Below are 13,429 nucleotides of genomic sequence, written 5' to 3'. Positions count from 1 at the left end.
GCTTTACTGGCAGTTTCTGTGTCCGGTCTTCCCGTCCACAAGTAAAGAGTAGTACGAACCCCCAACCGACGCAAGCACAAAATGCAGAAAACCCGAAATAAATCATGGTATTTTGCGATTTATCCCAAGAATAGAAAACACTTTTCTTTCCGTATGCCCATTATTTACTTACACACGCGATGATATTCACACGATATGAAGGGATGGCGGCGAGCCTAAGCACGGAAGTGGCGAGACCCCGCAGGGGGCTCGACCGAACCTGGCGGCTTGCCGCCTGGTGAGGCTGAGCGAGCGAACCCCGCAGGGGCGCCCCGGACTCTGGCGCTAGGGCTTGGGGAGAAGATTGGCCGGAAGGAAGCGAGACAGGAGACGCAGTCCGGAGAGAGAAAAAGGCGGGGCATGGCTCACCAGTTGCGTGGTGAACGACATCCGGGCGAGTGGAGCGGTGGCGGAAGGAGAAGCCGCCGAGGCGCAGCCTCGGCCGATTACGGTTTGCCTGCGTAGCAGGCCCAGCTTGACCAGGCCCGGCTACGGGCCTGGCGCACAGCATCACCGGGAGGCGCTGGGGGCTGCGGGCGGATCATGCCTTCGATGCGGGCGCAATCTGCATCGGCCTGTTCGTATTCCCTTCTAACGTCGGGATTTTCCATTAACTTTTGTTTGAGCGCGGCCAGTTTCGTCATGACACGCCGTCAGGCCACTGCCTGAGCCACCATATCGGGATGCTGTCCTATGACCCGAACATAGGCGACAGCGAAATCCGGGGCGGTTGCCCGCGCCTGCTCCCAGTCGCGCAAGGTGCCGACAGGGACCCGGAAACGGCTGGCGAACTCGGCCTGCGACAGGCCCAGAGCGGTGCGGGTCTTGCGGATAAGTCGCGCGCGCTGGCCGCGCTCCATGCCTTCGATGGAAACCGTGCGATCTTCGGCGTCTGTCGGATCAGCAGGCAGAATGATATGCTCTTTCTTCACCGTTGTTACTCCTTCTCACGGAAATGAAACGAGGCAAGTCGTCGCGCCATACGAAAACGCCGGTAAACAGTTTCTCATCCACGATACCTACCGCCTTGTAACGATCTTCTTCATCCTCGGCGCGGATGGTGGGAAGAATCAGGTGGTTTTCGTCTTCGAAGATACGGTCGCCGAACGCCAGAGACAGCTTGTGCTTTTGCTGGTTGGCTGCGTCTTTCGCGGGGTCGAACCTGCTTTCCATGAGAAACTATACTGGATTCCCGTATTCAAAGTAAAGGGAAAATTACGGGAATTCCGTATTCCGTGTGTTTATGTGGGCCGCCGAACGGATCATGCCTGCGCGGGCCATCCGCTGCGACCATCGAGGCGCATTTCCACGAGGTCGCGAAATCTGCGCCATGCGGCAAGGGCCGCCTCTTCGGTGTCTGCTTCGGGGATTCCGGGAACGAGCAGCGTCTTGCCGTCATAGGCGCGGCGCGCGTTGACCTCCACGATCTCGCGAAGCTTTTTTTCGCTGCGGCTTCTTCCGATTGGAAGCGTGCCTTCCGGGTTGGTAGAGCCGAACTCGATGTGGCCAGATCGAAAGCAATAAGCGCGCATGGTTTTGTACTCCTGAGATTTTGCGACGCGAGCGATTCAGCTTTTATGGCTGACGGGATGGGGCGGGAATCTGCGGGATGTTTCGCCGGGCGGGGTGTATTGCTGTCGCCCGCGTTCCCATTCGTGGTGATCGTGAAACTGAGTTCGCGGGTCGTAGGGATTTTCGGACGCGTGCAATTCCAGATATGCGGCGTGCGATCCGTTGCGGTATGCGGGCGAGTCCATGTGTCTGGCTCCGCTGTGGGGTTTGGGGGCGGGCCGCCTGAGCGACCCGCGCGAGGGTTAGAAGCCGAGCGCGTCGGCCTGAGCGTCGGCCACCTGACGGTCAAGGGCGCGGCTGTTGGCGCGGGTGTAGGGCTTCCACTCGGAGCCGAAATATTCGGCGTAAGCCTTTGCGGAGCCTTCTGCGAGGCAGACGAGGGCATAGGCTTTCATGCCGAGCTGGGCTGCGAATTCGCGGGCGGCTGCGGCTCGGTTGGCCTGACCGTCGACGCCCATGCGGTCTTCGTCACGGTCATCGTTAGCGAAGCCGGAAGACAGTTCACGTGCGGCCTGCCGCCGTGTTTCGTAGAACTGGGCCTGACCGAAGGCGGACGCGACGCGCGATCCGACGATGCGCTGCATGTGCATTTCGAGGGCGCGGAAGTTCTTTTCGCCCTGCACGGTTGATACGAGGACGGACTCCATGACCTTGATTTCGTCCATGGCGGAATTGAACCCGGCTCCGAAGAGTTCGTCTGTGTCGGCCTCGTCGATGGCGAAGGCGCGCGCGATGGCGGCGATCTGAGCGGCGGTAGGGATCAGGGCCTTTGCGGCTTCGATGGTTGCGATCGGCGCGGCGTTCTTGCGGTCGACGGCCTGCTGGAAGGAACGGGCGCGGGCCTTGCCTGCGTCGGCTTTGGCCTTGCTGGATTTCTTCTCTTGCGCGACGGTGTGGGCTTGAGCGATAGCAGTGGCAGCGTTTGACATTGAGCTCGTTCCTTTCTGTCAGCGTCAGCCCCGTTTTGGTGTTCGAGCACCGGGCGGGGCGTTTTTGTAATTGGGAGTTATTTCCCTCTCACAAGTAAAAGATAGTACGTTCCGCCCTGCCGCGCAAGAGAAAAACCAAGAAAATAACTACAATTAAGCAAATAATATAAGTTGATTTAACAATATACTTCGACTTTCTTTTCCGCATGCCCGTTAATTAGTGACGAACAGAGAAGTCATTACACAATACGGAAAGAACAGCGGGGAGCCCGGGGCAACGTCCCGAAACCGTTGCGTCAGGGATCGTGACCCGCATGGGCCGAAACCCCGCAGGGGGTTCGGTGGAGCCCGCAGGGCGGAATAGAGCCCGGTCCCGGCCATGCCGGGAGACGCCCGTGAGATAGGGTGTCAGGAGCATGGCGGACCGTGAATGTCACCAAACACACCGTCGAAACACTGAACCGGGCATGTCACCCCCACACGGGTCAACCGGTACCGAAAACGCACGTGGCCGATTTGGGTAAACCTTGATGGCGAAAGGGCCACCCGCGAGGGTGGCCCTTTGTGTTTCAGGGCTTTTTGGGATCCTGATCCTCGGCGATGGTAATTTCGATCTTGAAGAACGCGGGGAGGGAGAGGGTGATTTTCAGGCTCTCGAGGTGGAGTTTCCTGAGGGTGCGGAACAGGGTGCGCGCGAGACGGTTGAGCAGGTTGCGGGCGTTTTTCGGAAGCGTCATGGTAGTCTCCTTCGGTGAGCGTCGTTGTGACGGCTGCCGAAGGCCGGCTTGCGGAAAGGATTGCACCCGCAGGGTCGCAACGCAGTGGAGAACCCGGCCTGCCGGGTTGCTGTCCTTTCGGGAAGCTGGCGGCATCCGTCGACGCGGAAATCTCACAGAAGGGTTGTACATCGGGTTAGATTATGGAAAAGTCAGTTTTTCACAAAAGAATTTTTCGTAATCAATAAACGAACCCGATGCAGACAGAGTGTAGCGCAGGCGCGTATGAGTTTCCAGTCTCCTGTGGACGGCGTGTTGTGGCCCGTTTTGACGGGGGGCGCATGAGTTCGGATGGCGGTGTCATCCTGCTAAAGCAGGTCGATGATAGTCTGGGGTTCAGTCGCCGTTTTGCTGCATGTTTTCGCGATGAGCGGCATCCTTCCTTTGTGGAATACCGGGTTGAAGACCTTGTCCGTCAGAGGATCATGGGGCTGGCTCTGGGTTACGAAGACCTGAACGATCATGATGCCCTGCGTCATGATCTGATCTTTGGCCTGGCGTCTGGCCGTCTGTCTGGAGGCCGGGCCAACTGTGCGGCACTGGCCGGAAAATCCACACTGAACCGGCTGGAGCGCAGTGGCCACAAGGCAGACCGTTACTGCCGCATCATTGCTGATCATGAGGCACTGGCTACCCTGTTCGTCACGCTCTTCCTGGACCAGCATGAGCGCGCACCCGCCCGCATCGTTCTGGATGTGGATGCCACCGATGACCGTATCCATGGCCATCAGGAAGGCCGGGCCTTTCATGGGTATTACGGCCATAACTGCTATCTGCCGCTATACATCTTTTGCGGGGATCATCTCCTCAGCGCCAGCCTGCGCACGGCAGACAGGGACCCGGGGAAGGAAGCACTGGCAGACATCCGCCGGATCGTGGAGCAGATCAGGAGCCGCTGGCCCCGGGTGCGTATCCTGGTGCGTGGGGACAGCGGTTTCGCCCGGGACAGTCTGATGACATGGTGCGAAGACAACCGCGTTGACTTCCTGTTCGGGCTTGCGGGCAACACGCGCCTGTATGACCGGATTGCCTCTTTGTCCGCAGAGGTTCGTGACGAAGCCGCCACGACAGGCAGAGCGGCGCGCGGTTTCGCCTCCTTTGACTGGATCACAAAGGACAGCTGGACGCGCCGCAGGCGGGTGGTGGCCAGGGCCGAATGGCGCCACGGCAACCGCTATCATCGCTTTGTCGTCACCACTCTGCCGCAGGGAACGTCAGCCCCCCGCCATCTCTACGAACAGATTTACTGCGCACGCGGGGATATGGAAAACCGCATCAAGGAATGCCAGATGGATCTGTTCTCCGACAGAACATCGTCCCACACCATCCGGGCCAACCAGCTTCGGCTGTGGTTCTCGGCCGCAGCCTATGTCCTGCTGACCGCTCTGCAAAGACTGGCCCTCGGCCAGACCAGTCTGGAGAAAGAAACCTGTGGCACAATCCGCGCGCGGCTGCTCAAAATTGCGACAATCGTAAAGGTCAGTGTCCGTCGGATTGTCCTGTCCATGCCGGACATGTTTCCCTGCCAGCATGAATTCGCTCTTGCTCATGCACGATTGCGAAGACTTTGCCAGGCGTCCTGACGAAACAGACAGCGCACAGACCACATAGCTTCCACCAACACTGCCTTCTCAGGCCGTGACACCCTCACTGCGTTCAGAACCCGCCGCCAGAAGCAGAATATCGTCAATATTCCAGATCGCGCTCCTGTGGGATAACTGAATTCTACAAAATAACCTGAAATTAACCCAAGTGTGAGAAATCCGCGTCGAACACAACGATGCTTGCCGAAGGAGACGGCGGATACGGGAAACGCCAGTGGCGGGCTCCGTCTCGCGCGCAGCCTGTTTCGTGCCCGGTGTGTGATGCATTGGAGAGCCTGAAAATCACCCTCTCCCGGCGTCACCGTGAGCTACAGGCTGAGGATCAGGATCCCAAAGAGCGTTGAACCACGGGCGCCCGCAGGGGCGCCCGGAGTATTTTTTGGTTTTTGGTCGCAAGACGGACGGCGAGAAGACTCCTGTAGCCTGTGTGTCCGGGTAGAGACGATATATTCAGGCCCTTGAAGGGAGAGGGACGCGAGATGGCGCGACAGGACGATCTGTTTGGATACCGGAAGCCACGAGTTCGGCGAGGGCGTATCGCGCACATGGTGGACGTTGGGGACCATGGGTGCATTTACGCGGCGGGAAACAGTTGCGTCGCGCTGTTTACCTGCAAGAGATGCGGCTGGACGAGCGACTGGCTCGAACGGCGGAACAAGACGCATGTCCTGCAGGGCGTTCCTTGCGAGGCGTGCAACAAACCAAAGAAGGAGGCGGCATGAAGGGCGATGGCGGGCACGGGGAGGAAGAGAGGCGGGGGGGCGGCTATGCGCAGGCTGTTGCGTTGACTGGGGCGTTTGTTCTGATCGCTGTGATGTTCACGCTGACGTTGGGTAATGATTCCCTGGTGTGGTCGATCGGTATGTTTGTCGCGGCGTTATTTCTGACGTCGCTGTAGGGGCCGGCGCAGCGGGAGCCGCCGTCTCCGACATTTTGCCACGCCATGGGGTTTTCCGTCGCATCATGCTTGCTGAAGGTGAAGCATAACGAGCTGGAGACATGAGCGATGTTTTATGAAGACCCCGGCGCCACGGGTCCTGGTTTATGGTTTCTGGCCTATCTTGTGGGCGCCTTCGTGATCACGGGATTGCTGTTTAGTGATCGTCGGCAGTGGCTTGTGGCGTGCTCGGTTCTGGTGATACCGGGCTTTGTTGTGGAAGGTTTTGGGGTGCTGAGCGCGATGTCGCAGACGGTCCCCTGCGGCGCGTGCGTGATGAGTCATTAGCGCACACGATGAGGCGCTGCGTTGGGGCCATCCTGAGATGCAGCGAAAGTCGCGAGAAAGACGAACCGGCGCTTCGGGGGACGTTTTCAGATCGGCGAGCCCTGAGCCTTTTATGGATATGAAATGATGCTAAAAACCAAGCAGATCATCGCTGCGATTACTACGATGATTGGCGCAATAGTCATCGGAATCCTGATGAAAATCGGAGTGATTGGCTATCAGTGGTGGCCGATATTTGCGGGACTGGTGGGGTTTCACATCATATCTATGGGGGGCCTGATGTATTATGGTCTATATGGTGATGAGGGCGAGTGATTTTTCATCCTGAACCTCGCTGGAAACCTCTGCGGCCAGGCCAGTGAGCAACGCGAGAAACCCGTCCCCGCTCACACCCTGAACGTCACGATAGAGTCCCCACGGATCCACGCCGCTGTATAGACGGGCGACATGCGCCTCATGGTCGACGATGACCGCCTCGCCCGCTGATTCACCCGAAGTGGGCAGGCGGAAGGCGACCGTCTGATCATCATGGCGTTCGACGACGAACCAGCGTGACGCCTGTGCGCCTCGAGCGAGGAGGGCCTGATTTTGCTGGCGCATCCCGAAATGGCGGCACGCCATCGCACTGGCCGGAGTGGAACGGAGAAGCCGGACGGTGCAATCGCAATGGGGAGCGGTGAGGTCCAGCACCATGCCTTCCCAGTCGGAAGCGAAATCGGCGGTAAAAAGCCGCCTCCCCCGCTCCCACGCCACCAGCTCATGAATCTGGAAGTTCGCTTCCTCTGGCGCATAGGCGCATGTGATCGACAGCGCCGGGAAGCGGGCGGCCAGATCGTCGCCGACGCCATATTCGGTTGCATCCCATCGGCCGTTCACGACGAAGGCGAGACGGCCTGCTTCGTCGATCTCGGCCATCAGTCCGAGATACGCGGCCGCGCGCGCGATGTCCTTCGCCGAGCCGGAAATTTCGTAGTGATTGGCGCTCCAGTTCGCCATCACAATGTCTCCGGGGCGAGCGGCGAGAGAACGGAAGTCTCCGGGCTGGCGAGAAACCAGTGTCGATACCATTCGGCGTTGGGATCCTCCCTGTTGAGCCGATCAGCGCAGGCTTGCGCCAGAGCGGCAGTGGGGAAGGCGTCGCTCAGCTCGCGATCGAGGGAACCGTCGACGACGATCCACCACGCGGCGCGTTCGCCGTAGGTGTCCTGATCGTCGGCAAGCCGCCACGGCTGGGCGTCAAGCGGCGGCTGTGGGGCGTCGGGCTGCGCCTGATCCGATGCGGGTCCGGGATAGGCCAGTTCTACGGCGGGTTGCAGAACCGCGCGCCACGCGGAGAAACTGTCCTCCATCCAGCGGCGGTGATCGAACTCCCGCACGATGTCATCAAGGAGCCGGGTCCGCACGTCGTCGACGCAATCGAACGGCGCGACGGAGACCGAGACCAGCCGCGCGCCTGGACGGCCTCTGGCGATCTCCTGTGGCAGGTCGCTCAGTCGACCACGGAAGACCGGCTCAAGAGAGATCGGGTGGGGATGCATGGATTTTCTCCTGTTGGACACCATGCGGCGGTCACAGACATCGCGGCGGGGCAATGGCGCGCGGAGCGCGGCCCCGCAGGGGCGAACCATTGCGGCGACGCGATGGCCTGTGACCCGGGTTTTTCTCCTTCAGTCCTCATTTTTCAGTTTCGTGTTTTTCGTCGCATCCTGATCTTCTCTTCTCGGGGCTGTTCTCAACCCGAGGAAGATCCCGTGAGCCAACCTGCCCCGCCGCCCCCGCCATCGATCACCGGACCACTGCACGAGCTTGGCGCGGCCTGCCAGGCATGGCTTCCAACCACCATGCCGCACGTTGTGAAGGGGCAACCGCTCCCGACCCCGGTTCTTGAACCCGAGAGCACCGTACAAGCCGTCAACGTGTGCAGTGCAGTTCTGCATCCGCACGCGACCGACACGCTTTTCCTGTGGCTTGGAATTCTGGGGCTGGTTGGCGCCGCGGCGATTTTCGCCCTGTCTGGACTGATCATCGCCCGGGCCGGGGAGCGGCTCTGGCGTCTCATTCGGCACAGGAGGGCGTCACTCCAATTCTAGGCAGTGTCCGGACCTTTCCATCGCCAGCCCTTCTGCGCGCAAAGGGACGCCTGACCAAACCTCCTCGACACGGCCGCGCCCACCCTCGCCAGGGAACTGAAAGCTTTTCCGTCACCGTTCAGCGTTTTCCGGCCGGAAAACGCTGAACATCCGCCGACTCTTGACGAATTTCATAGTAAAATATTGATATAACGAGAGAAATGCGCTATATAATAAATCCATAAAAAGGGGGACGCCTTATGGAACAGACCGTTATCGCCCGCCCGATCAGCGCAGAAGAGTCCGAGCGTCGCCGTCGCGCAGCAGAAGAAGCCAGAGCATCCGACTATCGTCAGGGTTACGTACACGATCCTGTTCTGGAAGAGGCAACGGATCGTTATGTCGCGGGGCTGATGACCCTTAGTGAACTGGGTAGCGAAATGCGAGCCTCCATTCGAAAAGGCGACTGACAGGCGGCCGGATGACAAGCGGCGCCGCCCAGCACGGTTATACCTACCCCAACACATCCAATGACCCCGACCAAGTTGACGTGTTGCGAAACCGCCTCGGTCTGCGAAGTCATTCAAGGCTGTCCCAAGCCGAATACCGGAGCAGTCGGCAACGCCAGATCGAATTGCGATCAGGGGCCGGGCCGGTCGGAAACTTTGACGCCGACCACCTCAAGGCCATTCACAGGCATCTCTTCAGTGACATATATGAATGGGCGGGTCATACCCGAAACGAACGCCCTGTCGTTGACGGCAGACCGGTGGAACCCATTGGTTTCCTGAGAAAGGGCGAGACCACCTTCCTCCCGGGGTCCCGCCTGGAAATGGGTCTGACCGAAGCCTTCAGGCCAATCCGTAATCCCGACACACTACACAATGCGACGGTCAAACGGTTTGCCGCCGTCGCCGGCCAGGTCCTGAACGAACTGAATTACGTCCATCCGTTCCGAGAGGGGAACGGGCGCGCTCAGGAAGCCTTCATATCCGAACTCGGGCGACGTTACCGACACGAAGTCCGCTTCTCCGTCATCACCAGGCCGCGGATGATAGAGGCATCAATCGCGGGCATAGCTGACCCTGCCGGCAAGGCCATGCGGCACCTTCTGGAAGATGCGGTCGATCCCGCCCGCAGCACGGCGCTGGCGGAAATCTTCGCCCATCTTCGGCAACAGGGAGTAGAGCCGCTGTCCCTGAGCATCCGTACAGCGCGTCCAGGAGAAACAGTGTCCGGGAAGCTTGCTGCAGTAACTGCCCGAAGCGGTTGCGTAGATACCACTCATGGCATGATCGTCGTGCCCGGGCACGACGTATCGTCACGCAACCTGACAGTAGGAGACACCGCCTCCCTGACCGTTACATCGGACTTTCCCGGCCCGCCGCCAGACGGAACTCCCCTGCTTTCCCGAAAGCCCCAGGCCGAAGGCTTCAGCCGCCTGGCGTCCGCGTTAACACCCGCGTCCCCACCCCATTCGGGTTCAGCCTCGACTGAATGGTTCGAACGAAGCGTCAGCCCCCGTGGCGGCAAAGACACGGCGCCGGAAACTGATCCATTGCCGCGCCCTCCTCGATCTCGTCGACCGTCTCCGGGAGGCTGACCGATCACCAGGCGAATAATCCCTGTTTCGTCGCATACGATCGCCAGACTCTCGGGCGAACGGATAAGGAGGACCGTATGCCCGGGAACAAACACGCCCCACTCGCCGTCACGCCTGAAAGCGACGACACGCACATCCTGCCTGATCAGGCGCAGGATATCGTGATCGCGGAGAACGGCTCGCCACACAAGTCGAGGCGCTTTCCTCGGACGAAAGGCGACCCCCGGACGAAGCACCAGCGCTACTACGCCCGCAACCGCGAACTCGTCCGCGCCCGCCAGATGGCGGCTCATAGACGGAAGCGTGAGGCGCGCACCCAACCAGCCCCCGCGCAGGCGGACTGAAGCATGGTGAGACGTTTCCGCGCTTCGTCGCTTACGGCGCGAGAACACGCCCTGTTGCGGGCGCTCAAGGCAGATATTCAGGGGCAGAAGGGCGAAAGCGAGGTGCGTGCGATCCTCGCTGATTCAGATCTCGCCTGCGGACACGATCTCGTTCTGCCAACCCGCCAGGGCACGGCGACGCAGATCGATCACGTCGTCATGGTCCCGGCCGGGATCATGGTGATCGAGACCAAACGCCTGCGCGGAAGGCTTTCCGGAGATCCGCGGGATGATTTTTGGAAACAGTCTCTGCCTGGCGGGTGGACAGGGCAGGTTTACAGCCCTGTGCGCCAGAACGCCGGCCACTGCGAGGCCGTGTATGCGGTCATCCGGCACATTGATCCCGACATCCAGGTTCTGAGCAGGGTCGTGCTAACGGGAAATCCGGAGATCGCGCCGGAGATCGCGGGGGCTGTGTTCACAAGCGAGACGCTCAGGCGGGAGCTGGACGCTCTACGCAACCAGCCCGTCGCGGAACGGATACGGCGCGCCTGGACGCGCCTGTCAGAAACCGCGCTCGCTCAGGAAGGCTTGCGCAGCGGGACAACCCGATCGCCTTTTTTGGCGTAGCGATCCTCTTCGGGGTCGAGAACCACCTTCCTGGCCGGACGATCGAAGTTGCGCTGGAGATACTCCATCAGCTCCGCGCGATCCGTATCCGTCAATGGGAAAGGCGCTGCGTAGGAATCAAATCCCTTGTCGCTGTAGCCGCCGCAATCGAGTTCGTAGGCCTCGTCGAGGTCTGCGCCATCACGGGCCGCGTTCACGAAGTCCAGCTTCGACGGCTCGTAACCATCATATCCAAGCTGCACGATCCAGTGCCTGCCCAGGTGAATCACGTCGATCATCCCGTCATCGGCGCAAAGAGGCGGCCATTCGCCCCGCTCGACGCCCTTGAACTGGTTCGGAAACACCTGATCGAGCACCTGGGCGAGGCGAGCCGTCTGGGGCCGCATCTGCGCGAAATCGCGGACGACGACGATCGGGGCGCTGCGATCATTCTCCGCACGCTCAAAGGCCGCCACGCGCTCATCCGGCCAGGCCTTCTCGATCAGTTCGTCCATCTCTTCTTCCGTGTAGCGTCGGCGCGCCGGATCCACGGGCGGCGTCGTCTTCGGCGCGGCAGTTTTGTCGGGTGCGGATTTCTTGTTGCTGGGCATGATATACCTTGGATCTGGTTTCGTTATGTGAGGCGCGACGCGGTCAGTTCAGGACGCGACAATCCGACGTCACGGCGTGACTGGCGTGAAGCATGACCTCGCCGTTCCGGTCGCCGAGCAGTTCGCAGCGTATCCACGATACGGGTCTGTCCATGTGCGCCGGCCGGAAAAGAATTAGCGCCGCGCCGCTTTCACTGCTGGCGCTGGAGCGTATCTCGTAACCGGCGTTCAGCAGCTGTTCGAGCGAGAGATCTTGTTGCGCGTAGCGGGTTGGTACGGCGTGGGGCGTGACGGCGGGACCGAACTGGCTGACGCCGCTGTTAATCCCGGTCGCGAGAGCAGGTTGGGAGAACGCCAGAGCGGCGGTCACCCCGAGAGCGGGCGGAAAACGTGTGAACGGTAGCACGAGGCATATCTCCTGTATCAAAGGCAGAACTTGACGGCAGGCGGCGGCGGCGCAACCTCTCCGGCTCGTCTCTTGACCTCCTGCATCAGGCAGGCGGCAATTTCATGGAGCAGTTCCCTGAGATAGGGCGCTTCGTCCGGGCGCAGTCCATGGGGCGTGTTGGACATCAGCGTGATGAGCTGCGGCAGAAGGCCGGTCTTGTGAATTTCTCCAGGACTGTCCGTCGGATCGACCTTTCCCTGCTCGTAGGCCAGAGAGCCCAGCATTGCAGCCGTGACAAGGGCGCCGAGCCTCATATCCTCCTCCCACGTCATCATCCCCAGCAGAAACGGCCGCGTGATCTGGTCCTCGCCGCGAAAGAGGCGGAAGAACACGCTGCCGTCCACGATGCGTCGCCGCTCGCCCAGAATGTCGACATGCAGACGCCACCCGTCGCGGAACCGTGGATGGGGCACCGGTCCCTCCCCGTCCTGCGCAACCTGTCGGTAGCGGGCTCTGGTCTCGGGACATTCCGGGACGCGAAAGGTCGCGTTGGTAGTGGACGCTTCCTCGAGCATCAGATGCTCGCCACTGATCCCTGGATCATCCCGGGGCTGGACGCTCTCCGCCAGAGTGGCCCTGTGCGTTATCACGGTTCTGTCTCCTTGCTGTGAGCGGCCATCGTCCGCGCGCATGATGAGACGAAAAAGACACGCCTGAGTGATTCACGAAAAAGACAATCCCGTCGCATGATGGAGGCTCACGGTTCGTTCGAAAGGACGAACACCATGAACTATCGCCTTCGATCCATTTTTCTCCCGCTCGCCCTTGTTCTCGCGAGCGCGGCCCCGACACTCGCTCAGGCCGATCCCTCGCCTGCGCCCGTGGCGCTCGAGAGGCCGCCAAACACCCCACCTCCACAGGAGTTGATGGACAGGACAGAAGCCATGACAAAGGCCTGCCGCGTCTGGTTGCCTCCCGCAGCGCCGGGCGCGACTATGGCGTCCGCGCCTTCCGCTCCGGGATCCGTGCAGACCCGCGCCCAGTTTGATCTGTGTGAGATGGCGTTGCATCCGGAACAGGCCCATCGGATCATGTTCGCCTTCACGATGGCGGCCGCGTGGGGCGGGTTGGTTACATTCCTGCTGATCTCTTATCTGTTGTATCGAGGCGCACGGTGGCTCGGACGCCAGATCTGGGCCGGGCAGGCGGAGAAGAAACGCAAGGCTGCGTTCTTTGGAAACACTCAATGAAGGACATCGGCATGATGTGCTGCTTCGCGGCGTCCGGTAGCCCTCCCCCTGGGCTGGTTGTCTTTTCTACGATGTGCAAGACAGGCGGTAGTCGCCTACCTTTCGGACGTTGAGACGATCGCTCTGCGCTCCACAAAGCAGACATGATCGATCACGTGCGTACGAGTATTTTATAGTCAGATTCTGTAATGTTCATTGCCATGTAGGCGCGCTTGGTCTGGGCTTCCCTGATCGTGTCCAGCGACAGCCCGTTTGCGAGCATGTCCTCAATTAGGTCGATATGCAGGGCTGCCAGAAGAGCGTGGGCGTTATAGAGGGCCGCACCCTCCGGCGGCGAGCCCGTCCCTTCCTCGATGAACCTCGCGGTCACCCCAAGCATCCAGCGATAATGCGGCGATTGCAGAATGCCCGGACCGAATTCGAGCGCCCGG

Annotated in this window: 23 protein-coding genes and 2 pseudogenes; 10 read left to right on the top strand and 15 right to left on the bottom strand. The window is 60.5% G+C overall.

Going from position 1 to position 13,429, the window contains the following annotated elements; all coding sequences use genetic code 11:
- Positions 1–485 precede the first annotated feature (485 nt).
- The 6 genes from G442_RS25345 to G442_RS25340 all read right to left on the bottom strand — a co-directional run bounded on the left by G442_RS25345 (position 486) and on the right by G442_RS25340 (position 3,277).
- Entirely contained in the window at positions 486–683 is a 198-nt protein-coding gene (locus G442_RS25345) for a hypothetical protein (protein ID WP_146882618.1), read from the bottom strand.
- A gap of 9 nt (positions 684–692) precedes the next feature.
- Positions 693–971 carry a helix-turn-helix domain-containing protein gene (locus G442_RS0117215; RefSeq protein WP_026398977.1) on the bottom strand — a complete coding sequence of 93 codons (279 nt, stop codon included), beginning with the start codon at positions 969–971 and terminating at the stop codon, positions 693–695.
- Positions 940–1,212 carry a BrnT family toxin gene (locus G442_RS0117210; protein WP_026398976.1) on the bottom strand — a complete coding sequence of 91 codons (273 nt, stop codon included), beginning with the start codon at positions 1,210–1,212 and terminating at the stop codon, positions 940–942. The genes G442_RS0117215 and G442_RS0117210 overlap by 32 nt, the downstream gene beginning before the upstream one ends.
- An 89-nt stretch (positions 1,213–1,301) precedes the next feature.
- Positions 1,302–1,571, bottom strand: coding sequence for a hypothetical protein (locus G442_RS23090; RefSeq protein WP_035376857.1), 270 nt, complete (start codon positions 1,569–1,571; stop codon positions 1,302–1,304).
- Positions 1,572–1,853: 282 nt separating this feature from the next.
- A complete protein-coding gene (locus G442_RS0117195; protein ID WP_026398974.1) occupies positions 1,854–2,540 on the bottom strand; it encodes a hypothetical protein in 687 nt (228 codons plus the stop codon).
- Between the two features lie 569 nt (positions 2,541–3,109).
- Positions 3,110–3,277: a hypothetical protein gene (locus G442_RS25340; RefSeq protein WP_154660406.1), complete on the bottom strand. Its 168-nt coding sequence runs from the start codon at positions 3,275–3,277 to the stop codon at positions 3,110–3,112.
- 236 nt (positions 3,278–3,513) lie between these two features.
- Here G442_RS25340 and G442_RS0117185 point away from each other — a divergent pair, with 236 nt between their 5' ends.
- The 5 genes from G442_RS0117185 to G442_RS0117165 all read left to right on the top strand — a co-directional run bounded on the left by G442_RS0117185 (position 3,514) and on the right by G442_RS0117165 (position 6,460).
- Complete coding sequence (locus G442_RS0117185) at positions 3,514–4,899, top strand: IS1380 family transposase (RefSeq protein ID WP_026398973.1); 1,386 nt, start codon at positions 3,514–3,516, stop codon at positions 4,897–4,899.
- 500 nt (positions 4,900–5,399) lie between these two features.
- Positions 5,400–5,642 carry a hypothetical protein gene (locus G442_RS0117180; protein ID WP_026398972.1) on the top strand — a complete coding sequence of 81 codons (243 nt, stop codon included), beginning with the start codon at positions 5,400–5,402 and terminating at the stop codon, positions 5,640–5,642.
- Positions 5,639–5,818, top strand: coding sequence for a hypothetical protein (locus G442_RS0117175; protein WP_026398971.1), 180 nt, complete (start codon positions 5,639–5,641; stop codon positions 5,816–5,818). The genes G442_RS0117180 and G442_RS0117175 overlap by 4 nt, the downstream gene beginning before the upstream one ends.
- A gap of 108 nt (positions 5,819–5,926) precedes the next feature.
- Positions 5,927–6,145, top strand: coding sequence for a hypothetical protein (locus G442_RS0117170; protein ID WP_026398970.1), 219 nt, complete (start codon positions 5,927–5,929; stop codon positions 6,143–6,145).
- Between the two features lie 126 nt (positions 6,146–6,271).
- Positions 6,272–6,460 carry a hypothetical protein gene (locus G442_RS0117165; protein ID WP_211229168.1) on the top strand — a complete coding sequence of 63 codons (189 nt, stop codon included), beginning with the start codon at positions 6,272–6,274 and terminating at the stop codon, positions 6,458–6,460.
- On the opposite strand, the gene G442_RS0117160 is transcribed toward G442_RS0117165, so the two are convergent.
- Both G442_RS0117160 and G442_RS0117155 read right to left on the bottom strand, forming a co-directional pair.
- Positions 6,437–7,141, bottom strand: coding sequence for a hypothetical protein (locus G442_RS0117160; RefSeq protein ID WP_026398968.1), 705 nt, complete (start codon positions 7,139–7,141; stop codon positions 6,437–6,439). The two genes, G442_RS0117165 and G442_RS0117160, sit on opposite strands and share 24 nt — an antisense overlap.
- Positions 7,141–7,683: a hypothetical protein gene (locus G442_RS0117155; protein WP_026398967.1), complete on the bottom strand. Its 543-nt coding sequence runs from the start codon at positions 7,681–7,683 to the stop codon at positions 7,141–7,143. Before G442_RS0117155 ends, G442_RS0117160 begins: the two co-directional genes overlap by 1 nt.
- A 213-nt stretch (positions 7,684–7,896) precedes the next feature.
- Here G442_RS0117155 and G442_RS25335 point away from each other — a divergent pair, with 213 nt between their 5' ends.
- From G442_RS25335 to G442_RS26300, 3 genes and pseudogenes are all read left to right on the top strand, one after another.
- Complete coding sequence (locus tag G442_RS25335; RefSeq protein ID WP_146882671.1) at positions 7,897–8,235, top strand: hypothetical protein; 339 nt, start codon at positions 7,897–7,899, stop codon at positions 8,233–8,235.
- A 239-nt stretch (positions 8,236–8,474) separates the two neighbouring features.
- The gene (locus G442_RS0117145; RefSeq protein WP_026398965.1) at positions 8,475–8,684 is read left to right on the top strand and encodes an antitoxin VbhA family protein; all 210 of its coding nucleotides are present in this window, start codon (positions 8,475–8,477) and stop codon (positions 8,682–8,684) included.
- Between the two features lie 11 nt (positions 8,685–8,695).
- Positions 8,696–9,145, top strand: a pseudogene (locus G442_RS26300) (Fic/DOC family protein); the annotation flags it as partial.
- On the opposite strand, the gene G442_RS26295 reads toward G442_RS26300, so the two are convergent.
- From G442_RS26295 to G442_RS26285, 3 genes are read right to left on the bottom strand one after another with little or no spacing between them, the layout of a single operon-like run.
- Positions 9,092–9,232 (bottom strand): hypothetical protein, encoded by a 141-nt coding sequence (locus G442_RS26295; protein ID WP_246789520.1) that lies wholly within the window; start codon positions 9,230–9,232, stop codon positions 9,092–9,094. The pseudogene G442_RS26300 and the gene G442_RS26295 sit on opposite strands and share 54 nt — an antisense overlap.
- Positions 9,233–9,277: 45 nt before the next feature.
- Positions 9,278–9,502, bottom strand: a complete 225-nt coding sequence (locus G442_RS26290) for a hypothetical protein (RefSeq protein ID WP_246789519.1) — start codon at positions 9,500–9,502, stop codon at positions 9,278–9,280.
- Entirely contained in the window at positions 9,499–10,110 is a 612-nt protein-coding gene (locus G442_RS26285; protein ID WP_246789518.1) for a hypothetical protein, read from the bottom strand. Before G442_RS26285 ends, G442_RS26290 begins: the two co-directional genes overlap by 4 nt.
- A 54-nt stretch (positions 10,111–10,164) precedes the next feature.
- On the opposite strand from G442_RS26285, the gene G442_RS24105 reads away from it, so the two are divergent.
- On the top strand, positions 10,165–10,770 hold the full coding sequence (locus G442_RS24105) for a nuclease-related domain-containing protein (RefSeq protein ID WP_051292486.1): 606 nt from the start codon (positions 10,165–10,167) through the stop codon (positions 10,768–10,770).
- Here the strand turns inward: G442_RS24105 and G442_RS0117125 are convergent.
- From G442_RS0117125 to G442_RS0117115, 3 genes are read right to left on the bottom strand one after another with little or no spacing between them, the layout of a single operon-like run.
- Positions 10,722–11,360 (bottom strand): hypothetical protein, encoded by a 639-nt coding sequence (locus G442_RS0117125; protein ID WP_026398963.1) that lies wholly within the window; start codon positions 11,358–11,360, stop codon positions 10,722–10,724. The two genes, G442_RS24105 and G442_RS0117125, sit on opposite strands and share 49 nt — an antisense overlap.
- Before the next feature lie 43 nt (positions 11,361–11,403).
- Entirely contained in the window at positions 11,404–11,766 is a 363-nt protein-coding gene (locus G442_RS24100) for a hypothetical protein (RefSeq protein ID WP_051292485.1), read from the bottom strand.
- A 17-nt stretch (positions 11,767–11,783) separates the two neighbouring features.
- Entirely contained in the window at positions 11,784–12,398 is a 615-nt protein-coding gene (locus G442_RS0117115; protein ID WP_026398962.1) for a hypothetical protein, read from the bottom strand.
- 135 nt (positions 12,399–12,533) lie between these two features.
- On the opposite strand from G442_RS0117115, the gene G442_RS0117110 reads away from it, so the two are divergent.
- The gene (locus G442_RS0117110; RefSeq protein ID WP_146882674.1) at positions 12,534–12,998 is read left to right on the top strand and encodes a hypothetical protein; all 465 of its coding nucleotides are present in this window, start codon (positions 12,534–12,536) and stop codon (positions 12,996–12,998) included.
- A gap of 151 nt (positions 12,999–13,149) precedes the next feature.
- Here G442_RS0117110 and G442_RS25625 read toward each other — a convergent pair.
- Positions 13,150–13,429, bottom strand: a pseudogene (locus G442_RS25625) (TetR/AcrR family transcriptional regulator); the annotation flags it as partial.

Origin of the sequence: Acetobacter nitrogenifigens DSM 23921 = NBRC 105050, assembly GCF_000429165.1 — a bacterium.
GTDB lineage: Bacteria > Pseudomonadota > Alphaproteobacteria > Acetobacterales > Acetobacteraceae > Acetobacter > Acetobacter nitrogenifigens.
This window is presented reverse-complemented; position numbering and strand designations above follow the sequence as displayed.